Origin of the sequence: Pararobbsia alpina (assembly GCF_902859895.1) — a bacterium.
GTDB lineage: Bacteria > Pseudomonadota > Gammaproteobacteria > Burkholderiales > Burkholderiaceae > Pararobbsia > Pararobbsia alpina.
The window spans coordinates 61,686-84,137 of record NZ_CADIKM010000022.1; the positions used below are offsets into that span (position 1 = coordinate 61,686).

The window sequence follows — 22,452 nt, forward strand, 5'->3', positions numbered from 1 at the left end:
ACCATGTTGCCGACTCCAGAAGACGTCAAGCAGTACATCGCCGCAGGCCTTGCCTGCGAACACCTCGCGGTCGAGGGCGACGGCCAGCACTTCTTCGCGACGATCGTCAGCGATGCGTTTGACGGCAAGCGCCCGATCCAGCGCCATCAGCTCGTCTATGCGGCGCTTGGCGACCGGATGAAAGCGGAGATCCATGCGCTCAGCATGAAAACCCTGACGCCCGCCGAATGGCGCAAGGCCTGAGCGATACTGGGCGCGCCGGCTGATTCAAGCGATGCGCCGGCCGAAAGGGTCGGACAGAGAGCGGTCGAACACACTTTGTTTTTTTGGAATCGGTTTTGCGAATCAAAGAATCAGGCAGTGCAACGAGCAACGAATCCGTTCACGATTCACGCAGCGACGCAAGCGCCACGGCCGGCGGCACTGAACAAGCCGGCATCTCCAAGAACCATTCGTCCACGAAGGAAATCATGGACAAACTCGTGATTCAGGGCGGCCGCCGGCTTTCCGGCGAGATTACCGTCTCGGGCGCCAAGAATGCGGCATTGCCGATTCTCTGCGCAAGTCTGTTGACGGCCGACACGGTCGCCTTGTCGAATGTGCCGAATCTGCAAGACGTGCGAACGACGCTGAAGCTGCTCAGGCAGATGGGTGTGCGCGCGACGAACTCGGGCCACGAGGTGACCCTCGATGGCACGCATGTCGACAACCCCGTCGCGCCCTATGAACTCGTCAAGACGATGCGCGCGTCGATTCTCGTGCTCGGGCCGCTGCTCGCGCGCTTCGGCCATGCGAAGGTATCGTTGCCCGGCGGCTGCGCGATCGGTGCGCGGCCCGTCGATCAGCACATCAAGGGTCTGCAGGCGATGGGCGCGGAAATCTCGATCGAGCACGGCTTTATCGAGGCACGCGCCAAGCGGCTCAAGGGCAACCGGATCGTGACCGACATGATCACGGTGACCGGTACGGAAAACCTGCTGATGGCGGCCACGCTCGCCGACGGTGAGACGATCCTCGAGAACGCGGCGCGCGAACCTGAAGTGACCGACCTCGCGCACCTGCTCGTGGCGATGGGCGCGAAGGTCGAGGGCATCGGCAGCGACCGGCTCGTCGTGCAGGGTGTCGAACGCCTGCACGGTGCAAGCCACCGCGTGATCCCGGACCGCATCGAAGCGGGTACCTTCCTGTGCGCGGTCGCCGCGGCAGGCGGCGACGTGACCTTGCGCAACGTTCGGCCGGGGCTGCTCGACGCGGTGCTCGACAAGCTCCGCGAGGCGGGCGTCGAGCTGCTGTGCGGCGACGACACGATTCGCGTGAAAATGAGTCGCCGTCCCGATGCCGTGAGCTTCAAGACTTCGGAATACCCCGCGTTTCCGACCGATATGCAGGCGCAGTTCATGGTGCTCAACAGCATCGCCGCAGGCGAGTCGCGCGTGGTCGAGACGATTTTCGAGAACCGCTTCATGCATGTGCAGGAACTCAACCGGCTCGGCGCGAATATCACGATCGACGGGCACACCGCCTTCGTGACCGGGGTCGAACGCCTGTCGGGCGCCAAGGTCATGGCGACCGATCTGCGCGCCTCGGCGAGCCTCGTGATCGCAGGCCTCGTGGCCTCGGGCGAGACGCTGATCGACCGGATCTACCACCTCGACCGCGGGTATGACCAGATGGAAGCGAAGCTCTCGGCCGTGGGCGCCGAGGTGCGGCGCATCGGTGGACAACATGAGACGGTAGCCGCGGGCGATGCCGGCGGTGAAGTGCTCGAGGTGCTTGAAGTGACGAATGGTGTCGCGACGACCGGCGCCGTCGGCGAGCCGCATGAGGACGCATATGGCGTGCGCGCCAACGGCGTGAACGGCACCCATGGCGCGCACGGGTTGAATGGCGTGAACGGCGCCCACCCGGGCCACGCGGGCACCGGCGCGGGTATCCAGGCCCCGCCGCCCGGAGCGCAAGACAAGTCGACAGGGTTCGTGCAATGACGCAATCGCAGGCACCGCTGACCCTCGCGCTGTCGAAGGGCAGGATCTTCGAGGAAACGCTGCCGTTGCTCGCGGCTGCGGGCATCGAAGTCACCGAGGATCCGGAAACGTCGCGCAAGCTGATTTTGCCGACCACCAATCCGAATCTCCGCGTGATCATCGTGCGCGCGACGGACGTACCGACCTACGTCGAGTACGGCGCCGCTGACTTCGGCGTCGCGGGCAGGGACGTGCTGATCGAGCATGGCGGCGGAGGGCTCTACCAGCCGCTCGATCTCGATATCGCGCGTTGCCGGATGTCGGTCGCGGTGTCCGCCGGCTTCGACTATGCGAGCGCGGTGAAGCAGGGCGCGCGTCTGCGCGTCGCGACCAAATATGTGCAGACCGCACGAGAACACTTCGCGACGAAAGGCGTGCACGTCGACTTGATCAAGCTCTACGGTTCGATGGAACTCGCGCCGCTCGTCGGCCTTGCCGATGCGATCGTCGACCTCGTGAGTTCGGGCGGTACGCTGCGCGCGAACAATCTCATCGAAGTCGAAGAGATCATGGCGATCAGCTCGCGGCTGGTCGTCAATCAGGCTGCGCTCAAGCTCAAGCGGACCGCGCTCAAGCCGATCCTCGATGCGTTCGAACGAGCCATCGCACCGAGCGGCCCGGTCGGCCGCCAGACGGAGCCCGCACGCTAGGACGTTCGGAAAGGAAACCAGATGTCGATCAACATTCGCCAACTCGATTCGAGCAGTGCCGGCTTCAAGACGGCGCTGCGTGCGGTACTCGCTTTCGAGGCCAGCGAGGACGCGGCAATCGAAAGTTCGGTGGCGCAGATCCTCGCCGATGTGAAGTCGCGCGGCGACGAGGCCGTGCTTGAATACACGAAACGTTTTGACCGCCTCGAAGCCGCGACGCTCGATGCGCTCGAACTGCCGCGCGCGCGGCTCGAGGCCGCGCTCGAGGGCCTCGCGCCCAAGCGCCGCGCGGCGCTCGAATGTGCGGCCATGCGTGTGCGCGCCTATCACGAGAAGCAGAAACTCGAATGCGGCACGCATAGCTGGCAGTACACCGAATCGGACGGCACCGTGCTCGGCCAGAAAGTGGGTCCGCTCGACCGCGTCGGCATCTATGTCCCGGGCGGCAAGGCGGCCTATCCCTCGTCAGTGCTGATGAATGCGATTCCCGCCACCGTCGCAGGCGTCAAGGAAATCATCATGGTCGTGCCGACCCCCGACGGCGTGCAGAACGAGCTCGTGCTCGCGGCCGCGCTGATCGCCGGCGTCGACCGGGTGTTCACGATCGGTGGCGCGCAGGCTGTGGGTGCGCTCGCCTACGGCACCGCGACCGTCCCGGCCGTCGACAAGATCGTCGGTCCGGGCAATGCCTACGTCGCGGCGGCCAAGCGCCGCGTGTTCGGCGTGGTCGGCATCGACATGATCGCGGGCCCGTCCGAGATTCTCGTGATCTGTGACGGCACCACCAATCCGGAGTGGGTCGCGATGGACCTGTTCTCGCAGGCCGAACACGACGAGCTCGCGCAATCGATCCTGTTGTGCCCCGACGCCACCTTTATCGCACGCGTGCAGCAAGCCATCGAGGCGCTGCTGCCCGAGATGCCGCGCCGCGATGTGATCAAGGCCTCGCTCGAAGGGCGCGGCGCGTTCATCAAGGTGCGCGATATGGCCGAAGCCTGCGCGATCGCCAACGACATCGCACCGGAGCACCTTGAAGTCTCGGCGCTCGATGCCCAGGCCTGGGGCCAGCATATCCGCCACGCCGGAGCGATCTTCCTCGGCCGTTTCAGCAGCGAGAGCCTCGGCGATTATTGCGCGGGCCCGAATCACGTGCTGCCGACTTCGCGTACGGCACGGTTCTCTTCGCCGCTGGGTGTCTATGATTTCATCAAGCGTTCGAGCGTGATCGAGATCAGCCAGGAAGGCGCGCAGACACTCGGCGAGATCGCCGCTGAACTCGCTTATGGCGAAGGTCTGCAGGCGCATGCCCGCAGCGCTGAAATGCGCATCAAATAACGTGCGGCTGGAGCGCCGCATCCGACCCATGCAGCCACAAGAAAAGCGTTGAACGCCAATATGAATCGCACGCTGCACTCGATCGTCCGTCCCGAAATTCTGGCGATGACGAGCTACCCGGTCGCCGACGCGAGCGGCCTGATCAAGCTCGACGCAATGGAGAATCCCTACCCATTGCCCTCGGCGCTGGCAGCGCAGCTGGGTGAGCGGCTCGCCGCCGTCGCGCTGAACCGCTATCCTTCGCCGCGCCCGGCCGCGCTGCTCGACAAGCTGCGCGTGAAAATGAAGGTGCCGGCGGGCTTCGACGTGCTGCTCGGCAACGGCTCCGACGAACTGATCTCGATCGTGTCGCTCGCGCTTGCGAAGCCCGGTGCGACCGCGCTCGCGCCCGTGCCGGCTTTCGTCATGTATGAGCTGTCGGCGCGTTTCGCGCAGCTCGGCTTTATCGGCGTACCGCTTGCGGCCGACTTCGGCCTCGATCTCAGCGCGATGCTCGCCGCGATCGAGCGGCACAAGCCGGCGGTGATCTACCTTGCTTATCCGAACAATCCCACCGGCAATCTATTCGACGACAAGGCGATCGAGCAGGTGATCGCCGCCGCGCGCGGTTCGCTGGTCGTGATCGACGAGGCCTATTTCCCGTTCGCGCAACGCAGCTGGATGTCGCGTCTGCCGGAGTTCGACAATGTCGTCGTCATGCGGACGGTTTCGAAGCTCGGCCTCGCGGGTATCCGCCTTGGCTATCTTGCCGGCAGCCCCGACTGGATCGCGGAGCTCGACAAGGTGCGCCCGCCGTACAACGTCAACGTGCTGACCCAGGCGACCGCGGAGTTCCTGCTCGACCACCTCGACGTGCTCGACGAACAGGCCGCCGTGCTGCGCGCGGAGCGTGACCGGCTGATCGCGGCGATCGACGCGCTGCCGGGCACGCAAACGTTCCCGAGCGCCGCGAATTTCGTGCTCACCCGCGTGCCCGATGCCCCCAGTGTGTTCGAAACACTGCTGACCAAACGAGTGCTTGTGAAAAACGTGAGTAAAATGCACCCGCAGCTCGCGAATTGCCTGCGGCTGACGGTCGGCACGCCTGAAGAGAATGCGCAGATGCTGGCCGCGTTGGCCGTCGCGCTCCAGGCCTGAGGCCCGTTGTTCCCCATCCCGAGTCAGGAAAGACCCATGCGTATAGCGGAAGTCGTTCGCAACACCAGCGAAACGCAGATCCGTGTGAAGATCAATCTCGACGGCACCGGTCAGCACAAGCTGGCCACCGGTGTGCCGTTTCTCGACCACATGCTCGACCAGATCGCGCGTCACGGCATGGTCGACCTCGAAGTCGAGGCGCACGGGGATCTTCATATCGATGACCATCACACGGTCGAGGACGTCGGCATCACATTGGGGCAGGCGGTCGCGAAGGCGCTCGGCGACAAGAAGGGCGTGCGCCGCTACGGTCATTCGTACGTGCCGCTCGACGAGGCTCTCACGCGCGTCGTGATCGATCTGTCGGGGCGGCCGGGCCTCGAGTTCCATATTCCGTTCACGCGGGCGCGGATCGGCACTTTCGACGTCGATCTGACCATCGAGTTTTTCCGCGGCTTCGTGAATCATGCGGCCGCGACGCTGCATATCGACAATCTGCGCGGGATCAATGCGCACCATCAGGTCGAGACCGCGTTCAAGGCGTTCGGCCGCGCGCTGCGCATGGCCGTGGAACTCGACGAGCGCGCCGCAGGGCAGGTGCCGTCGACGAAGGGAAATCTGGTTGGCTGAATGCCGCCTGGCATCGGGCTGATGGCGGCAACGCAAGACAGAGCACACAGTACACGCTACCGAAACTCCGACTCGCGCCGACCTCACGATGGACTTACTCAAGTCGTTTATCTCGCTGCTCGCACTGATCAACCCGATCGGCGCGATTCCGATTTTCCTGAGCCTCACGGCCCAGCAGAACCGCGCGGAAACGCACCGGACGGTGCGCATCGCGTCGATCGCGGTGTTCGTCGTGATCGGCTTCTCCGCGACGATCGGCGAACGCGCGATCGCGTTCTTCGGCATCTCGATCGGCTCGCTCCAGGTCGGCGGCGGGATCATCATGCTGATGATGGCGATGAACATGCTCAGTGCGCGGACACCGCCCCAGCAGGCGACCCAGCAGGAGCAGACCGACGCGGAGCTCAAGGACAATGTGGCCGTCGTGCCGCTCGCGATCCCCTTGCTGACGGGGCCCGGCACCATCAGCACCGTGATCATCTATGCGGGCGAGGCGGCGCACTGGTATGACCGGCTGCCGCTGATCGCGATCGGCGCCGGGCTCGGCGGGATATGCTATGCCGCGCTGCGCGCGGCCGAGCCGATCGCGAACGTGGTCGGGCAGACCGGTATCAATATTGCCACGCGGATCATGGGTCTGATTCTCGCGGCCCTGGCTGTCGAATTTATGGTGAATGGCCTCAAATCCCTGTTTCCTGTCTTGAGATGAAAAATTCGATTGCGATTGTCGATTACGGTTCGGGCAACCTCCGCTCGGTTGCCCAGGCGCTGCGAAAGGCCGCGCCCGACGCGGATGTCGCGGTCGTTACCGAGGCGGAGCACATCCGCGCGGCCGACCGTGTCGTGCTGCCGGGGCAGGGGGCGATGCCCGACTGCATGCGCTCGCTGCGCGAATCGGGGCTGCTCGACGCGCTGCTCGAAGCATCGCGGACCAAGCCGCTCCTCGGCGTATGCGTCGGCGAGCAGATGCTGCTCGATTGGAGCGCCGAAGGCGATACCCCGGGGCTCGGTCTGATTCACGGTTCGGTCACGCGTTTTGCGCTCGACGGCCAGTTGCAGGACGACGGCTCTCGCTTCAAGATTCCGCAAATGGGCTGGAACCGCGTGCGCCAGACTTCGCCGCATCCGGTCTGGCGGGGCATCGCCGACCAGAGCTATTTCTATTTCGTCCACAGCTATTTCGTCACGCCGGACGATGCCACCCATACGGCTGGCGAGACCCTCTACGGCACCGTGTTCGCGTCGGCTATCGCGCGCGATAACATTTTCGCGACCCAGTTCCATCCGGAAAAGAGTGCCGAGGCGGGGTTGCGGCTGTACCGGAATTTTGTCGAATGGCAGCCCTGAATATTCGGCCTTTGGTAGACCGGATGACCAGTGTGGTCGTGCGGGGCGCGGTACTTGTACTAAACTAGCGTGACAGCCCGGCCTTGTGGCCGCCGCAGCACGTTCCCTAACCTTTTCTCTACGTACAACACGATTGCTATGCTGCTCATTCCGGCCATCGATCTGAAAGACGGTCAGTGTGTTCGCTTGAAGCAAGGCGATATGGACCAGGCGACCGTCTTCTCCAAAGACCCCGCCGCCATGGCGCGCCACTGGGTTAACCAGGGCGCGCGCCGCCTGCACCTTGTCGACCTGAACGGCGCCTTTGCCGGCAAGCCGAAGAACGAAGCGGCCATCCGCGCGATCATCGAGGAGGTGGGCGACGAGATCCCCGTGCAGCTCGGCGGTGGTATTCGCGACCTCAATACGATCGAGCGTTATCTCGACGATGGCCTGTCGTTCGTGATCATCGGCACCGCCGCGGTCAAGAACCCCGGTTTTCTTCAGGATGCCTGCACGGCGTTCGGGGGGCACATTATCGTCGGCCTCGATGCGAAGGACGGCAAGGTCGCGACCGACGGCTGGAGCAAGCTCACGGGCCACGAAGTCATCGACCTCGCGCAGAAGTTCGAGGACTACGGCTGCGAAGCGATCATCTACACCGATATTGGCCGCGACGGGATGCTCCAGGGCATCAATATCGAAGCGACCGTACGCCTTGCGCAATCGGTCAAGATTCCGGTGATCGCATCGGGCGGACTCTCGAAGATCGCCGATATCGATCTGCTCTGCGAAGTCGAGGAACATGGTATCGAGGGCGTGATCTGCGGCCGCGCGATCTATGCGGGCGAGCTCGATTTCGCCGCCGCGCAGTCGCGTGCGGATGCGCTGCGTGAACCCGGCGCCTGAGCCCCGGAGTTTCCGAGCCCCCGAGTCCCTGAGCTACCGCGCCCCGTGCCGCCGCCGCAGGCGGCTGAGCCAGGGCAACCGACCGATCAACGCGTGCGTGGACGCACGCGGTTTCCACTGAAATCATGGCTCTCCCCAAACGCATCATTCCCTGCCTCGACGTGACCGCCGGGCGCGTCGTCAAGGGCGTCAACTTCGTCGAACTACGCGATGCGGGAGACCCTGTCGAGATTGCCCGCCGTTACGACGGCGAGGGTGCGGACGAACTGACCTTTCTCGATATCACCGCGACCTCGGACGGCCGTGACCTGATTCTGCCGATCATCGAGGCGGTGGCCTCGCAGGTGTTCATTCCGCTGACGGTCGGCGGCGGCGTGCGCGTGGTCGAGGACATTCGGCGCCTGCTTAATGCGGGGGCCGACAAAATCAGCATGAATTCGTCGGCGGTCGCGAATCCGCAACTCGTCGCCGATTCCGCGGCGAAGTACGGATCGCAATGCATCGTCGTCGCCATCGATGCCAAGCGCGTGTCGGCCGAGGGTGAAGTGCCGCGCTGGGAAGTCTTCACGCATGGCGGGCGCAAGAATACCGGCCTCGACGCGATCGAGTGGGCGCGCAAGGTCGCGGCCCTCGGCGCGGGCGAGATCCTGCTGACCAGCATGGACCGCGACGGCACCAAGGCCGGCTTCGACCTCGGCCTGACCCGTGCGGTCTCGGACGCGGTGAGCGTGCCGGTGATCGCATCGGGCGGCGTCGGCACGCTCCAGCATCTCGCCGACGGCGTCACGGATGGCCACGCCGATGCGGTGCTCGCGGCGAGCATCTTTCACTATGGCGAACACACGATTCACGCTGCGAAGCAATTCATGGCACAACGCGGCATCGCGGTGAGACTGTAATTATGACGACCCATTGGCTCGATAAAGTTCGCTGGGATGCAAACGGCCTGGTGCCGGTGATTGCCCAGGAAGTCGGCAGTAACGATGTGCTGATGTTCGCGTGGATGAACCGTGAGGCGCTGCGTCTCACAGTTGAGCACAAGCGCGCGGTGTATTTTTCGCGTTCGCGCAACAAGCTCTGGTTCAAGGGTGAGGAGTCCGGCCACGTCCAGCATTTGCACGAAATCCGGCTCGATTGTGACGAGGATGTCGTGCTGCTCAAGGTCGAGCAGGTGTCCGGTATGGCCTGTCACACGGGCCGCCATGCGTGTTTCTTCCAGAAATTCGAAGGCACGGCCGGCGATGGCGAATGGGTGACCGTCGAGCCGGTGTTGCAAGACCCCACCACGATCTACAAATGAGCACGAGTACGGATATGCGGACGAACACAAGTACGAACACCGGTATGAACAGGAGTGCGCAGGCATGAGCACCCCCGATTCGCTGCTGAAGCTGGCCGCGGTGCTCGAGAGCCGCAAGGGCGGCGACCCGGCCGCCTCCTATGTCGCACGCCTGTTCAGCAAGGGTGACGATGCGATCCTGAAGAAGATTGGCGAGGAAGCGACCGAGGTCGTGATGGCCGCGAAGGACACGCGTCATGGCGGCGACGCGTCGAAGCTCGTCGGCGAAGTCGCCGACCTGTGGTTTCATAGTCTCGTGCTGCTTGCCCATTTCGACCTCGGTCCTGCGGACGTCATCGCGGAACTCGAGCGGCGCGAAGGCCTGTCGGGCCTCGAGGAAAAGGCAAGACGCACGCAGTAGGCCCGCAACACGCTGTTTTTACGGTGACCGATCCAGATGAGTGAAGACAACTGCCTGTTCTGCAAAATTGCCTCGGGCGAAATCCCCAGCAAGAAAGTCCATGAGGACGAGGAATTCGTCGCTTTTTACGATATCCGGCCGGCCGCACCCGTTCATCTGCTCGTGATTCCGCGCCAGCATATTGCGACGCTCTCGGAGGTGACGAAGAAGGATGCGCCGCTGCTTGGTAGAATGCTCATATTGGTGGCGAATCTCGCGGAGCAATTGGGCGTAGCCTATACAGGTGGCGAAACCGGTTTCCGGACGGTAATCAATACCGGGCCGGGCGGCGGGCAGGAGGTCTATCACCTGCACGCCCATATCCTCGCGGGCCCGCGGCCCTGGTCCCGGATGGGCTAGGGCCTGCGGCAGCTGAGAGAGTCGCCAGGCGGGACTTGAGCGGGAAAGGCGCTGAGGGTCGTAAGAGCGGTTGACATGCCAATGATGTATCTTCGGGGTAGAAAGACTTTGCCTGGGATTTTTGGCCGCGGACCATGCACGATGGATCAAACCGTGGCGTGACCGCGGTTTTCAGTAAGGGGAGAAGGAAATGGGCTCATTTAGCATTTGGCACTGGTTGATCGTGTTGTTGATCGTCGCGCTGGTGTTCGGTACCAAGAAGCTGCGCAATATCGGTACTGACCTTGGCGGTGCCGTGAAGGGCTTCAAGGATGGCATGAAGGAAGCCGAGGACGGTGCGGCCGCCACGGAGCGCAACAAGGAACTGCCGCGTGAAACGACGATCGACGTCGACGCGAAAGAGCGCGCCAAAGCGCAAGACCTTCGTTGACCGTCGGCTAGTCTTCATCGATGCTCGATCTCGGTCTTTCCAAGATGGCCCTGATTGGGGTGGTCGCGCTTGTCGTGATCGGCCCCGAACGGTTGCCAGGCGTTGCACGGCTCGCAGGGACGCTGCTCGGCCGCGCGCAGCGTTATATCAATGACGTGAAGACGGAAGTCACGCGCGAGATGGAGCTCGACGAACTCAAGAAGATGAAGAAAGGGTTCGAGGATGCCGCGCACAACGTCGAGAACACCATTCACGACACGGTCCGCGAGCAGCAGGCGAGCCTGACCGATGCGTGGACCGAGGGTGAGCACGTAACGCCCGGTGCCGACGACGTCGATATTACCGGGACATCGGTGTTTGAAGGCTTCGGCGGCGGCTCGCGCTACGGTGCCGGTGCGCCCGCGCCGATGCGCAAGAACTGGCGTATCAAGCAGACGGCGATGCCGGACTGGTACAAGCGTGCGAGCAGCACGCGCACCCGCGTGCAGTCGGGCGCGGCGCGCGTCGCGCGGCATACACCAGCCAACCTGCGGCGGCCCAGGCGTTTTCTCTAATCCTGGAGCCTCTGCCGGTACGACATTGCCAGCGCCCTATTGTCCGCACCTCATTTTCAGCTTCCCATTGCCCGCATTCCGATGCCCGCCCATGCCCGACTGCCTGACGAGCCGCACCGTTGCTCAACCCCCGCGCGAGTGGCGGCAGGGGCGGCCACCCCCGCATAACCGATATCTGTGAAGAGCTAGCGTGAGCGCACCCCCACCCAATAAAAGCGAGGGCGACGGCCAGTCCGAAGAGACATTCATGTCGCACCTCGTCGAACTGCGCAACCGGATCATGCGCGCAGGCATCGCCGTGATCGTGGTGTTCATCAGCCTCGTCTATTGGGCGCCGAACATCTTCCATCTGCTTGCGCGGCCGCTGCTGCAGAATCTGCCCAAGGACGGCAAGATGATCGTGACGGATGTCACGGGCTCGTTCTTCGTGCCGATGAAGGTGACGATGATGGTCGCGTTCGTGATCGCGCTGCCTGTCGTGCTCTACCAGATTTGGGCATTCATCGCGCCGGGCCTCTACATGCACGAGAAAAAGCTCGTGGTGCCGCTCGTGAGCAGCAGCTATATCCTGTTCCTGTTCGGCATGGCGTTCGCGTACTTCGTCGTGTTTCCGACCATCTTCCGCGTGATGGCCCACTATAACGCGCCACTCGGGGCGGAGATGTCGACTGACATCGACAATTACCTGAGTTTTGCGCTGACGATGTTCCTGTGTTTCGGGATTACCTTCGAGGTGCCGATCGTCGTCGTGCTGTTGGTCCGCATGGGCGTGCTGACGATCGCGAAGCTCAAGCAGATCCGCCCCTACGTGGTGGTCGGCGCCTTTATCGTCTCGGCCGTCGTGACGCCGCCGGACGTGCTGTCCCAGCTCATCCTCGCCGTACCGCTGATGATTCTCTATGAATTGGGCATCATTGCGGCCCGTCTGATCGTCGGCAAGGACAAGCCGAAAATCGTCGAGGCGGACAGTATCGATCCATCGTGATCCGGCTGGCCCGCGGGTCTCGCGGGCCGGCAGTCTATTCGCCCGAGCCGCCGCCGTCGTTACCGCTGCCGCCATCACCATTGCCATCACTGCCATCGCCGCTATCGCCGCCCTCGTCGCTCGGCAGGGCGCGTTTCGGCGGCGGTGGCCGCTTGCCAATCACGAGCGCGACATCGAGCGGTTTGTTCTTGCGGATCAGGTGCACCTGCGCACTCGTGCCCGGCTTGAGTTGGGCGATGACGTTGAGCAGATTCGTCGTGTCGTCGATCTTCTGGTCGCCCACGCCGATCAGGATGTCGCCGGGCTTGATGCCAGCCTGGTCGGCGGGGCCGCCCTGGAGCACGCCCGCGACGATCGCGCCGCTCTTCTGCGAGAGGCCGAACGATTCCGAGATGTCGGGCGTTACGTCCTGCGGCTCGACGCCGATCCACCCTCGTGTGACCGTGCCCGTCTCGATGATGCTTTGGAGCACCGATCGGGCGATCGAAACCGGAATCGCGAAGCCAATCCCGAGCGACCCGCCACTGCGTGAATAGATCGCCGTATTGATGCCGAGCAGGTTGCCGTGCACATCGACCAGCGCACCGCCCGAATTGCCCGGATTGATCGCCGCATCGGTCTGTATGAAGTTCTCGAAGGTATTGATGCCGAGGTGATTGCGGCCCAGTGCCGAGATGATCCCCATCGTCACTGTCTGGCCGACCCCGAAGGGGTTGCCGATCGCGAGCACGACATCGCCGACGCGCGTGGAGTCCATCCGGCCGAGCGTGATGGTCGGCAGGTTCGAGAGGTTGATCTTGAGGACCGCAAGGTCTGTTTCCGGGTCGGTGCCGATGACCTTCGCATCGGTCTTGCGGCCGTCGGCGAGCGCGATCTCGATTTCGTCAGCGCCGTCGACGACATGCTGGTTCGTTAGAATGTAGCCGTCTTCACTGACGATCACACCGGAGCCGAGATTGGAGGCCGCATGCGGAGCCGGCTTGTTCGGCACGTTGCCTTCCCCGAAGAAATAGCGGAACAGCGGGTCGTTCATGCGCGGATCGCGCGAGCCGGGCGCGCCCGCCTTGCTCGAGAACACGTTGACGACCGCTGGCATCGCTTTTTGCGCGCCATCCGCGAACGAATCCGGCGTATTGTCCGTCCGCCCCGTCAAAGCGGGTGCGACCTCTTGCAGCGCGACGATCGGCGCGGCAAGCTGGCGTCCGAACTGACCTTGCCGCTGCAGCCACTGGGGCTTCAGCGTGACGATGATGAACACCATCGCCAAGAGCACTGTCACCGCTTGTGCAAACAGCAGCCAGAAGCGTCGAAGCATAGAAAGATCAGGGGCTTATAGATGGACCGGATTGATATGGAATTGTATCTGAACAACCTTCTGCAAGCCCCGCGCTTTCACCGAGCCGACGACCCACCTCGCGCGAATCGGGCTTTGCCTGCATCGCGGCCGGGCATGACGCGAACCGAGCGATACAGCGTGCAGGCCGCCGATGTGCATCTCGAAGATGACGTCGGCACCTCTGTGTAATGATGACGAACGCAGTTCGATGGGGCAAAAAAAGCCTTTTCCGATCAAAGGTTTGCTCTTTTTCTTGTGAAGCACATTGCGAATACGACGGTCTAAATTGTCTTTTGTCAATGCTTGTAAGCGCCGCCTTCAAGCTTTTACCCCCGTCGCTATAATCTACCGTTGACGGAAAATCCAACCTAGAAGTGGGGCGTGTGATGCGAGACAACGAGAATGGTCGCGTCGACAATGGCCGCCGTACCTGGCTGATTGCGACGTCGGTTGCAGGAGGAGTCGGAGGCGTAGCAACACTGGTTCCATTCGTCGGTTCATTCGCACCGTCGGAGAAAGCCAAGGCGGCCGGGGCCCCAATCGAGGCGGATATCAGTAATCTCAAGCCAGGTGAAATGATGACTGTCGCCTGGCGCGGCAAGCCGGTCTGGATCCTCAACCGGACCGATGCAATGCTCGCGGACGTCGTCAAGGCCGATCCCGAACTGGCCGATCCGCATACGACCAACCCGTTTTCCATGCCCTTGCCCGAGTACTGCAACAATGAGTACCGGTCCCGCGCCGACCGTAAGAACATTCTCGTGCTCGTCGGCATCTGTACCCACCTCGGTTGCTCGCCGAGCCCGCGCTTCACGCCTGGGCCTCAACCCAACCTGCCCAGCGATTGGCCCGGCGGCTGGCTGTGCCCCTGCCACGGTTCGACCTTCGATCTTGCCGGCCGCGTGTTCAAGAACAAGCCCGCGCCGCAGAACCTCGACGTACCGCCGTACATGTTCGTCAATGCGACCACGCTCGTGATCGGCAAAGACGAAAAAGGGGAGGCGTAATCATGGCCGCAGAGAAGGAAGTCGACACCACCGGCCTGCTCGGCTGGATCGATCGCCGTTTTCCACTGAGCTCGCTCTGGAAAGCCCACCTTTCCGAGTATTACGCGCCGAAGAACTTCAACTTCTGGTACTTCTTCGGGTCGCTTGCGCTGCTCGTGCTCGTGCTGCAGATCGTCACGGGCATTTTCCTCGTCATGAACTACAAGCCCGATGCGACCCTCGCGTTCGCCTCGGTCGAGTACATCATGCGCGACGTGCCCTGGGGCTGGCTGATCCGCTATCTCCATTCGACCGGCGCGTCGATGTTCTTCGTCGTAGTCTACCTCCACATGTTCCGCGGTCTGCTCTACGGCTCGTACCGCAAACCGCGCGAACTGGTCTGGGTGTTCGGCTGCTTGATCTTCCTTTCCCTGATGGCCGAAGCGTTCTTCGGCTATTTGCTGCCCTGGGGCCAGATGTCGTACTGGGGCGCGCAGGTGATCGTCAACCTGTTCTCGGCCATTCCCTTCATCGGCCCGGACCTGTCGCTGTGGATTCGCGGCGACTACGTGGTGAGCGACGTCACGCTGAACCGCTTCTTCGCGTTCCACGTCATTGCGATTCCGCTCGTGTTGCTGGCCCTCGTCGTCGCGCACATCATGGCCCTGCACGAAGTGGGTTCGAACAATCCCGACGGTATCGAGATCAAGGAGACCAAGGATGCGAATGGCCGGCCGCTCGACGGCATTCCCTTCCATCCCTATTACTCGGTGCACGATTTCATGGGCGTCTCGGTGTTCCTCTTCATTTTCTGCGCGATCGTGTTTTTCGCGCCGGAAATGGGTGGCTACTTCCTCGAAGCCAATAACTTCGTTCCGGCCGATTCGCTGAAGACGCCGCCCGAAATCGCGCCGGTCTGGTACTTCACCGCGTTTTACGCGATGCTTCGCGCGGTGACCGACTACTTCAAGATCGTGTTCGAGGTGATCGCGGGGCTGCTTGGCCTGCTGGGCCTGATCAAGGCCCGGACGATCAAGTGGAAGATCGGCAGCGTAGTCATCGCCGCGATCGTGATCGCCGTGATGCTCACGACCCAGGCCAAATTCTGGGGCGTACTCGTGATGGGCGGCGCCGTCGTGACCCTGTTTTTCCTGCCTTGGCTCGATCAGAGTCCGGTCAAGTCGATCCGCTACCGGCCGCTGTTCCACAAGGTCTTCTACGGCATTTTCGTGATCGTGTTCCTGACGCTGGCTTTCCTCGGGACCAAACCGCCGACTCCCGCGGGGACGCTGATTGCGCAGATCGGCACCCTGCTGTACTTCGGATTCTTCTGGGGCATGCCTTTCTGGACCCGGCTCGGCACTTTCAAGCCCGTGCCGGACCGCGTGACTTTCAAACCTCACTGAACGCCAGCCAAACAGGGACATCCGAATGAAAAAGCTTCTTTCGATCCTTGCGATGCTCGGCGCCACTCTGCTGGGCACGCAAGTCATGGCCGAAGAGGGTGTGCACCTCGACGCGGCACCGAACCGCACCGCCGATCTCGTGTCGCTGCAGCGCGGCGCGCGGCTTTTCGTCAACTATTGCCTCAATTGTCATAGCGCCAGCGAGATGCGGTACACGCGTCTGCACGATATCGGACTGACCGATCAGGAAATTGAGGATAATTTGCTCTTTGCGACAAACAAGGTCGGTAATCCGATGACCGTCGCGATGCGGCCCGCCGACGCGAAAGAATGGTTCGGCGTCGCGCCGCCGGATCTCAGCGTCGAGGCCCGCGCGCGGGGCGCAGACTGGATCTACACTTACCTGCGCACTTTCTACAAGGACGACAGCCGGCCGACCGGGTGGAACAACGCGGTGTTCCCGAATGTCGGGATGCCGCACGTGCTTTGGCAGCTGCAAGGCGTGCGAACCGCGAAATTCGAGGATTCCACCGACGAAAGTGGGGAGGTTGAACACCGAATTATTGGATTTCAGCAAGTCACTCCCGGTACTATGTCGGCCAACGACTATGACGATGCGGTTGCCGACCTCACCTCGTACCTGGTCTGGATGGGGGAACCCGCGGCCAAGGAGCGCAAGCAGCTTGGCGCGTGGGTCTTGCTGTTCTTGGGCTTGCTGAGCTTTTTCGCCTGGCGATTGAACGCCGCCTATTGGAAAGACATCAAATAGGGCTGCATTGATTTGATGTGGGGCTAGCGAAAAGGGGCGCGCCGGGAGTGCGTTCCGCATCGCTAGCCCTTTGGCTTTTTGAGGAAACTAAAAAATGATGGTTCTTTATTCAGGCACGACCTGCCCGTTTTCCCAGCGCTGCCGCCTGGTGCTGTTCGAAAAGGGGATGGATTTTGAAATCCGCGATGTCGACTTGTTCAACAAGCCGGAAGACATCGCCGTCATGAATCCGTATGGCCAGGTGCCGATTCTCGTCGAGCGGGACCTGATCCTGTACGAGTCGAACATCATCAACGAGTACATCGACGAGCGTTTCCCGCATCCGCAACTGATGCCTGCCGACCCCGTGCAACGTGCGCGTGCGCGGCTCTTCCTGCTGAACTTCGAGAAAGAGCTGTTCGTCCATGTCGGCACCCTCGAGAACGAGAAGGGCAAGGCCGCCGAGAAGTCGCACGAGAAGGCGCGCATCGCCATTCGCGACCGGCTGACGCAGCTGGCCCCGATCTTCGTGAAGAACAAGTACATGCTCGGCGAAGAGTTCTCGATGCTCGACGTCGCGATCGCGCCGCTGCTGTGGCGTCTGGATCACTATGGAATCGAGCTGTCGAAGAATGCGGCGCCGCTGATGAAGTATGCCGAGCGCATTTTCAGCCGGCCGGCGTATATTGAGGCGTTGACGCCGTCGGAAAAGGTGATGCGTCGGTGATTGGAAGGCTCTCCATCGCGATGTATCCCGCGATGCGGGGCATGGAATGGCGATAGGAAAGACGAATGGCAGAAACACCAACCAAGCCGTATTTGTTACGTGCACTGTATGAATGGTGCACGGACAACGGTTACACGCCGCATCTTGCCGTGCGCGTGGACGACCGCACGCGCGTGCCGCGCGAGTTCGTGCGCGACGGCGAAATCGTGCTGAACATCAGCTTCGATGCGACCAGCGCGCTCAAGATGGGCAATGAGTGGATCGACTTCAGCGCCCGGTTTTCGGGGAAGTCGCATCATATCGAAGTCCAGGTGTCCAACGTGCTCGCGATTTACGCGCGCGAGAACGGGCAGGGGATGGCCTTCCCGGTCGAGGAGCGGCAGCTCGAGAGCGAGGACGACGGCGTCAGCGGCGATGAAGCGCTGAGCGGCGACTCCGACGAGTTGGCGCAGCTGGAAGACAGCGGCCCGGGCGCGGATTCGTCTTCTTCGGGCGGGGCGAGTGGTGGCTCGCCGTCGCCTTCGTCCGGGTCCAGTGGGGGAGTCGCTGCGACGCCGATGCTGGTGTCTTCGGGCAGCGGATCGGGGACGGACGAGCGCCGGACGTCGGTGTCGTCGGCGTCTGACGGCGATACTGAGCGTACGGCAGCCAAATCCGGCGACGATTCGCCTGACGACTCGCCAAACAAGGGTGGCCGAGGCCACCTCAAGGTCGTCAAATGAAGTAAAATCGCCTCCTTCGCCGGCTTAGCTCATCTGGTAGAGCAGTTGATTTGTAATCATCAGGTGGTCGGTTCGAGTCCGGCAGCCGGCACCAGTAAATTTCAAGGGGTTACAGCGTTTTCGCTGTAACCCCTTGTCTTCTTCAGCGCTATGTAACCGCTGTTAACCGGGTTCGGTCAACGCGCGGCTCGACGTGGAAAACTTTGAGAAGCGAATATCGTGATTGAGGCTGGCATGGGCCGCGGGCCAGCTTCGCTGCCACGGCTGAGCCGCCGACGTTGAATCAGTCCACGCCCTACCAACGCATCATTTTGGCTCGCCGAAGCGAACGCTCATGGTCACGCGTCCCAGCGTTCGAGCCGACGCTGGCATTCCCTCTCGGGGAATCGCGCGTTCTTTTCAAGCATGGTTCGCAGAGCCAAGGCGGCGCGCGTGGCGGCTATGACATTGTGCTCTACCATTCTGTCCAGCAGCCACAGCGCTCCGTGAACCTGAACTTTTTCGCGTTGTGCCAACGCGCGCAATGCGCCGTCGCCAGTCAACAAAGGTAGCTGTCACTCTCTGGCCAGGAAGTAGCAGGACATGTCAGCCAAAGACGGATTCTTATGCTGTTGGGTTAGCGCATGCAACTGCTGAACCTCGTCGCTGCTCAGGGACTCGATGACCAACCCGAAATCCACTAAGGGCGCTAGCTCAGGACTATCTAACTCGAGCGCGACGAAGTCCGTGCAGCACAAGGCAAACGGCAGTTGAAACAATTCTCGCAGCAGGTCGGCGTGGTGAAAATCAATCCAAATATTTGTGTCGGAAACATAAACTTTGGCCATCAAGCCTCCAGCGTTACCGAGGCTTCAGTCTCCAGCGCCGAAATTGGCCGCTGAAGGAATTCCGCGGCACGGGAAGGAGTGAACAAGCCTTCAGCCAAGCCCCAATAAACCAGCGACGTAAACCTTAACGGGTTCTCGGCTGCCATGGGCTCTGGTTCGGCGGTTCTCCATCCTCTTTTTCCCATCAGAATTTGCAGCGACTTGAACAGCGATTCGCTGACCAATCCCAAGTCCTTGAGGCGGCGCAATGCTACTTGCATGGAGACGCCATAACCGCGCTTAGCCAGCATCAGCTCCTGAAACAACACGCGATGACGCTGATGGCCGCCAAAATCAGCCTTGACGCGCTCTCGCGGATACAACAAAGCTCCAGCGAAGCGATGACAGCATGCTTCCTTCTCTTTCTCTGGCATATCCTCGGGAATTGCCATCACCCAATGACCTAGCTCATGGGCGGCCGTAAAACGCTGTCGCTCACCGGGCCGCTGGCGGTTCAACGCCACCAGCACGTGTTGCTTGTCCTGAGTGGCAACGCAAGCCCCATCGAATTTGTCTATGCCCTCGAGCAATGCCACCTTGACACCGTGCTCTTCCAATAGCTCGGTGAAGTTGGCGATTGCATCGCTCCCTAAGCGCCATTCTTCGCGCAATTTTTCCGCGGCTACTTCGGCTTCTTCTCGATTATTGACCGCCAAGAAACCCGCCGACGGGGGCTTTAGAGAAACGCCCGCCGCCTCGAAGCATTGTTCAAGCGCAAGGTACCGCTCCAAATGGTCGCGAGCTTGCTCAATGACAGACGTTTGGTCGCGCGCGGACATTTTTGAGAGTTTGCGAAATTCGACCTGAGCCAACTCAACCCCGTCCGCCCTGAAGAAGTATTCCGGCTTTACGCCGAGTGCTCGCGAGAGTTGCACAATGCGGGTCGAGTTGGGCACAGCTTCGCCCTTCTCGAATTTGCTCAGCGCCTGCTTGGTGATATCGCCCAAGCGTTGCGCCAATGCTTCAAGGCTCAGGCCGCGCAATAGCCTGGCGCGCTGGATGCGATCGCTGATCATGATGTTCTCCTTGGTTGACAAACTAAAATTTCTTGCTAGGTTTGTCAACCTTTTGCGCAAGCCGACGGGAGACTTGATAGTGTGGTGCGTGCAAACTCGCCTGGTCGTAGCCGCCGCCGCCCGGCGTTTCGATGACGAAGACGTCGCCGGGTTGGATTTTCGCCACATGCGTGGCGCCGAACCGGTCGATCGTGCCGTGCCGCGCTCGATCCCGTTCAGGCCTGGTTGCCTGTCTTCGCCGCCGACGAGGACGAAGCGGGCGACGCGCAGTCGGTTGGCGGGCATGTTTGCCGTCATTGCACCCAAGAAGCGGATAGTTCGAAGCGCGCCGTTGCCACTTGCCTGCCGGCACGGACGCTGTCTGCGTGCACCCATCGGCGTGGGAAACTCAGAAGGGTTTCAGGGCCGGCGCTGACGACATGGCGGGCGATTCGACTCAAACTTACCGGTACGGCGCCTGGCCTTGCGGCAAATATGGCTTTCGCGCATGGAGACGCGGCGGCTGAGTCACAATTTAAGACTTTCTGGGTGCGCTGTGCCGCCGGGGAGTTGCGCGGGCGTTGTGCGTAGGGCAGAGTATCAAGTCTTTGGCGTCAATCTTGGACGCCGATCCAAACCACGGAAGGGCAACCATGAACAAACAAGAGCTGATTGATGCAATCGCAGCGGTCACGGGTGACAGCAAGGCCGGAACAGCAAAATTTGTCGATGCGTTCATCGACAACGTCATTGTTGCGGTCTCCAAGGGAGACGCGGTGCAATTGGTCGGCTTCGGCTCGTTTGGTTCGGGCAACCGCGCCGCGCGCGCCGGGCGCAATCCCGCGACGGGCGAAGCCATCCAGATCGAAGCCGCCAAGACGGTGAAATTCACCGCGGGCAAGGCATTCAAGGATCTGGTCAATAGCTGATTGCCGATGCACGGTGATTGACTGGAAAATGCCTTGAATGGCTTCGCGATTCTGGCGGAGTGTGTCAGCTGCGGTTTAAGTGCGGATAGGCTTTCTCAAGCCTTTTTGACAGCGTGGCGAAACAGAGGCAATTCGAAAAACCCCGTAAAGGCGTTGCCGTACGGGGTTTTTCGTTGTTTGGTTTTATTTAGCCGCGCCGCAGTTTGATTACGCGTGAAATCTGGCGCGGGGTGAACTTGGTGTCTTTGGCGTAGGGGTCGCAGTCGGCGGGTATCGTGAGCGATTCCGTCACGGCGAAGTTGCCCACATATCGCAGACGGTCCGTCGTCTGCTCGATGAAAACGGGGATGCTGCCGTCCTGCTTGGCGAGCGTGCGTCCAGCGGCACGTGCCGCGGCACCGCTGTTGCAAATGATGACATCCGGTGCCTGAGGGTTGAGGTCCGGCCGCAGGCACGCGGCTACCACCTTACCGCGGTGAACCGGCAGAAACGATTGTTTGTTTCCGCCACAGATCGTGTGAATATATCCACGGGTGTAATCCTTGCCCATCTCAAACATGATAAGTCTCCAGCTAACGTGCAGTGCAGGGACTGCGACACAATAACCAGAGAAAATATCGGATTTCACGTAAAGCAAGGATAAAATCGGTGAGAGGGGGAATTAAGAATGCGTATTTTAAATGCGGTGACTCGCGGCACTTGAATCAGATTTGTTCTTCTCCGAAGGAATGTTTGAATTTCGCCCGGAGTTGGCGTTGCCTACCGCCAAGTAAATGTTTTGCGCTTGATCCCAGTGGTCCAATGTGCCCGGCAACCGGCAACCGGCAACCGGCAACCGGCAACCGGCAACCGGCAACCGGCAACCGGCAACCGGCAACCGGCAACCGGCAACCGGCAACCGGCAATGACGGGCCTCGCCGCGTATACGCGGTCATTGCAGTTTGAAGCATGATTGGCTGCGATCGTAGCCAATCATGCTTCAAACTCTTTCAGACATGCTCTTCGGCGGCTACCGTCGCCGGGTCCTGGGGCTACTCCTGTTGCGTCCGGGGGAGTCGTATCACGTCCGTGAAATAGCACGGCTTACCAGCACGTCTCCCGGGACACTCCATAAGGAACTCACGAAACTTGCTGATGTGGGCATTCTCGACCGGGAGCGTCGAGGAAACCAGCTTGTCTATCGCGCGAATCCTTCATCGCCCATCTTCGAGGAGCTTGCCAGCATCATGCGCAAGACCTGTAAGCGTCCGGCCACGGCATCTTGCGTCCATGGCTAAGCTGGTGCAGGTGATTGACAAAGTATTGGCAGCAGGTGAAGTGGACTAATTCCCCACGTATTTAAGTGGGAACGTAGGTCAGCTCTGGCTGCGATGGCCGGCATCATTGAGCGGCGCGAGATTCCACGGAAGCAACTCGTCAATCCTGTTGACAGGGTGATCGGCAATCCCGTAAGCGTCCAGCCAGGACATGTTGACGACGTCGAATTGGTACGCGGTTATCACGGCGAGCGCACAGGCCGTGAAGCCCCCACTTATTGCTAAGTGGGGACCTAATTAGCCTGGTTAAGCGCTGACGAGCTCGGCGTGCCGGTATTCCACGGCAACAGCGATTCGATCTCGTTGACCGGGTGATCCGCAATGCGTCCAAGCACGTCACGC

Annotated in this window: 27 protein-coding genes, 1 tRNA gene and 1 pseudogene; 24 read left to right on the forward strand and 5 right to left on the reverse strand. The window is 61.5% G+C overall.

Features of this window, described 5'->3' with window-relative positions; all coding sequences use genetic code 11:
* The first annotated feature begins 3 nt into the window (after positions 1–3).
* The 16 genes and pseudogenes from HV670_RS19600 (at position 4) to tatC (ending at position 12,079) form a co-directional block, all read left to right on the forward strand.
* The gene (locus tag HV670_RS19600; RefSeq protein ID WP_175106536.1) at positions 4–243 is read left to right on the forward strand and encodes a BolA family protein; all 240 of its coding nucleotides are present in this window, start codon (positions 4–6) and stop codon (positions 241–243) included.
* A gap of 227 nt (positions 244–470) precedes the next feature.
* Positions 471–1,721: pseudogene (gene murA / locus HV670_RS19605) on the forward strand (UDP-N-acetylglucosamine 1-carboxyvinyltransferase); the annotation flags it as partial.
* A 260-nt stretch (positions 1,722–1,981) separates the two neighbouring features.
* Entirely contained in the window at positions 1,982–2,674 is a 693-nt protein-coding gene (gene hisG, locus HV670_RS19610; protein ID WP_175106537.1) for an ATP phosphoribosyltransferase, read from the forward strand.
* 21 nt (positions 2,675–2,695) lie between these two features.
* Positions 2,696–4,009: a histidinol dehydrogenase gene (hisD, locus tag HV670_RS19615; protein ID WP_175106538.1), complete on the forward strand. Its 1,314-nt coding sequence runs from the start codon at positions 2,696–2,698 to the stop codon at positions 4,007–4,009.
* A 60-nt stretch (positions 4,010–4,069) separates the two neighbouring features.
* Positions 4,070–5,146, forward strand: a complete 1,077-nt coding sequence (hisC, locus tag HV670_RS19620) for a histidinol-phosphate transaminase (protein ID WP_175106539.1) — start codon at positions 4,070–4,072, stop codon at positions 5,144–5,146.
* A 36-nt stretch (positions 5,147–5,182) separates the two neighbouring features.
* Positions 5,183–5,776 carry an imidazoleglycerol-phosphate dehydratase HisB gene (hisB, locus tag HV670_RS19625; RefSeq protein WP_175106540.1) on the forward strand — a complete coding sequence of 198 codons (594 nt, stop codon included), beginning with the start codon at positions 5,183–5,185 and terminating at the stop codon, positions 5,774–5,776.
* A gap of 88 nt (positions 5,777–5,864) precedes the next feature.
* Complete coding sequence (locus HV670_RS19630; protein ID WP_175106541.1) at positions 5,865–6,485, forward strand: MarC family protein; 621 nt, start codon at positions 5,865–5,867, stop codon at positions 6,483–6,485.
* Positions 6,482–7,123, forward strand: a complete 642-nt coding sequence (gene hisH, locus HV670_RS19635; RefSeq protein ID WP_175106542.1) for an imidazole glycerol phosphate synthase subunit HisH — start codon at positions 6,482–6,484, stop codon at positions 7,121–7,123. The genes HV670_RS19630 and hisH overlap by 4 nt, the downstream gene beginning before the upstream one ends.
* 138 nt (positions 7,124–7,261) lie before the next feature.
* On the forward strand, positions 7,262–8,011 hold the full coding sequence (gene hisA / locus HV670_RS19640; RefSeq protein ID WP_175106543.1) for a 1-(5-phosphoribosyl)-5-[(5-phosphoribosylamino)methylideneamino]imidazole-4-carboxamide isomerase: 750 nt from the start codon (positions 7,262–7,264) through the stop codon (positions 8,009–8,011).
* A gap of 125 nt (positions 8,012–8,136) precedes the next feature.
* Positions 8,137–8,910 (forward strand): imidazole glycerol phosphate synthase subunit HisF, encoded by a 774-nt coding sequence (gene hisF / locus HV670_RS19645; protein ID WP_175106544.1) that lies wholly within the window; start codon positions 8,137–8,139, stop codon positions 8,908–8,910.
* Between the two features lie 2 nt (positions 8,911–8,912).
* Positions 8,913–9,311, forward strand: coding sequence for a phosphoribosyl-AMP cyclohydrolase (gene hisI / locus HV670_RS19650; RefSeq protein WP_175106545.1), 399 nt, complete (start codon positions 8,913–8,915; stop codon positions 9,309–9,311).
* Positions 9,312–9,375: 64 nt separating this feature from the next.
* Positions 9,376–9,711 carry a phosphoribosyl-ATP diphosphatase gene (locus tag HV670_RS19655; protein ID WP_175106546.1) on the forward strand — a complete coding sequence of 112 codons (336 nt, stop codon included), beginning with the start codon at positions 9,376–9,378 and terminating at the stop codon, positions 9,709–9,711.
* Positions 9,712–9,747: 36 nt separating this feature from the next.
* Positions 9,748–10,110, forward strand: a complete 363-nt coding sequence (locus HV670_RS19660; protein WP_175106547.1) for a histidine triad nucleotide-binding protein — start codon at positions 9,748–9,750, stop codon at positions 10,108–10,110.
* A gap of 190 nt (positions 10,111–10,300) precedes the next feature.
* On the forward strand, positions 10,301–10,540 hold the full coding sequence (gene tatA, locus HV670_RS19665; protein ID WP_175106548.1) for a Sec-independent protein translocase subunit TatA: 240 nt from the start codon (positions 10,301–10,303) through the stop codon (positions 10,538–10,540).
* A 20-nt stretch (positions 10,541–10,560) separates the two neighbouring features.
* Positions 10,561–11,094 (forward strand): Sec-independent protein translocase protein TatB, encoded by a 534-nt coding sequence (tatB, locus tag HV670_RS19670; RefSeq protein ID WP_175106549.1) that lies wholly within the window; start codon positions 10,561–10,563, stop codon positions 11,092–11,094.
* A 247-nt stretch (positions 11,095–11,341) separates the two neighbouring features.
* Positions 11,342–12,079: a twin-arginine translocase subunit TatC gene (tatC, locus tag HV670_RS19675; RefSeq protein ID WP_425511444.1), complete on the forward strand. Its 738-nt coding sequence runs from the start codon at positions 11,342–11,344 to the stop codon at positions 12,077–12,079.
* Positions 12,080–12,113: 34 nt separating this feature from the next.
* Here the strand turns inward: tatC and HV670_RS19680 are convergent, their stop codons facing one another.
* Positions 12,114–13,394: a Do family serine endopeptidase gene (locus tag HV670_RS19680; protein ID WP_175106551.1), complete on the reverse strand. Its 1,281-nt coding sequence runs from the start codon at positions 13,392–13,394 to the stop codon at positions 12,114–12,116.
* 407 nt (positions 13,395–13,801) lie between these two features.
* Between HV670_RS19680 and petA the strand changes: the two genes are divergently transcribed.
* The 6 genes from petA (at position 13,802) to HV670_RS19710 (ending at position 18,098) form a co-directional block, all read left to right on the forward strand.
* The gene (gene petA / locus HV670_RS19685) at positions 13,802–14,422 is read left to right on the forward strand and encodes a ubiquinol-cytochrome c reductase iron-sulfur subunit (RefSeq protein ID WP_175106552.1); all 621 of its coding nucleotides are present in this window, start codon (positions 13,802–13,804) and stop codon (positions 14,420–14,422) included.
* A gap of 2 nt (positions 14,423–14,424) precedes the next feature.
* Entirely contained in the window at positions 14,425–15,807 is a 1,383-nt protein-coding gene (locus HV670_RS19690) for a cytochrome b (protein ID WP_175106553.1), read from the forward strand.
* A 25-nt stretch (positions 15,808–15,832) separates the two neighbouring features.
* Positions 15,833–16,576, forward strand: a complete 744-nt coding sequence (locus HV670_RS19695; RefSeq protein WP_175106554.1) for a cytochrome c1 — start codon at positions 15,833–15,835, stop codon at positions 16,574–16,576.
* 94 nt (positions 16,577–16,670) lie between these two features.
* The gene (locus HV670_RS19700; protein WP_121090813.1) at positions 16,671–17,282 is read left to right on the forward strand and encodes a glutathione S-transferase N-terminal domain-containing protein; all 612 of its coding nucleotides are present in this window, start codon (positions 16,671–16,673) and stop codon (positions 17,280–17,282) included.
* 65 nt (positions 17,283–17,347) lie between these two features.
* On the forward strand, positions 17,348–18,004 hold the full coding sequence (locus HV670_RS19705; RefSeq protein WP_175106555.1) for a ClpXP protease specificity-enhancing factor: 657 nt from the start codon (positions 17,348–17,350) through the stop codon (positions 18,002–18,004).
* 18 nt (positions 18,005–18,022) lie between these two features.
* Positions 18,023–18,098 (forward strand) — tRNA-Thr (locus HV670_RS19710).
* 244 nt (positions 18,099–18,342) lie between these two features.
* On the opposite strand, the gene HV670_RS32575 is transcribed toward HV670_RS19710, so the two are convergent.
* Genes HV670_RS32575 through HV670_RS19720 form a run of 3 tightly spaced genes read right to left on the reverse strand, consistent with a single transcriptional unit; the run spans position 18,343 to position 19,886 of the window.
* Positions 18,343–18,549: a PIN domain-containing protein gene (locus tag HV670_RS32575; protein ID WP_217478462.1), complete on the reverse strand. Its 207-nt coding sequence runs from the start codon at positions 18,547–18,549 to the stop codon at positions 18,343–18,345.
* Between the two features lie 9 nt (positions 18,550–18,558).
* A complete protein-coding gene (locus HV670_RS30600) occupies positions 18,559–18,831 on the reverse strand; it encodes a PIN domain-containing protein (protein ID WP_217478463.1) in 273 nt (90 codons plus the stop codon).
* Positions 18,831–19,886 carry a helix-turn-helix domain-containing protein gene (locus HV670_RS19720; RefSeq protein WP_175106556.1) on the reverse strand — a complete coding sequence of 352 codons (1,056 nt, stop codon included), beginning with the start codon at positions 19,884–19,886 and terminating at the stop codon, positions 18,831–18,833. The genes HV670_RS30600 and HV670_RS19720 overlap by 1 nt, the downstream gene beginning before the upstream one ends.
* Between HV670_RS19720 and HV670_RS31130 the strand changes: the two genes are divergently transcribed.
* Positions 19,870–20,301 (forward strand): hypothetical protein, encoded by a 432-nt coding sequence (locus HV670_RS31130; protein WP_246257726.1) that lies wholly within the window; start codon positions 19,870–19,872, stop codon positions 20,299–20,301. The genes HV670_RS19720 and HV670_RS31130 overlap by 17 nt on opposite strands.
* 217 nt (positions 20,302–20,518) lie before the next feature.
* Positions 20,519–20,794, forward strand: a complete 276-nt coding sequence (locus HV670_RS19730) for an HU family DNA-binding protein (RefSeq protein ID WP_175106558.1) — start codon at positions 20,519–20,521, stop codon at positions 20,792–20,794.
* Positions 20,795–20,981: 187 nt separating this feature from the next.
* Here HV670_RS19730 and HV670_RS19735 read toward each other — a convergent pair whose 3' ends face one another.
* Positions 20,982–21,353, reverse strand: coding sequence for a DUF6697 family protein (locus HV670_RS19735; RefSeq protein WP_175106559.1), 372 nt, complete (start codon positions 21,351–21,353; stop codon positions 20,982–20,984).
* Between the last annotated feature and the right edge of the window lie 1,099 nt (positions 21,354–22,452).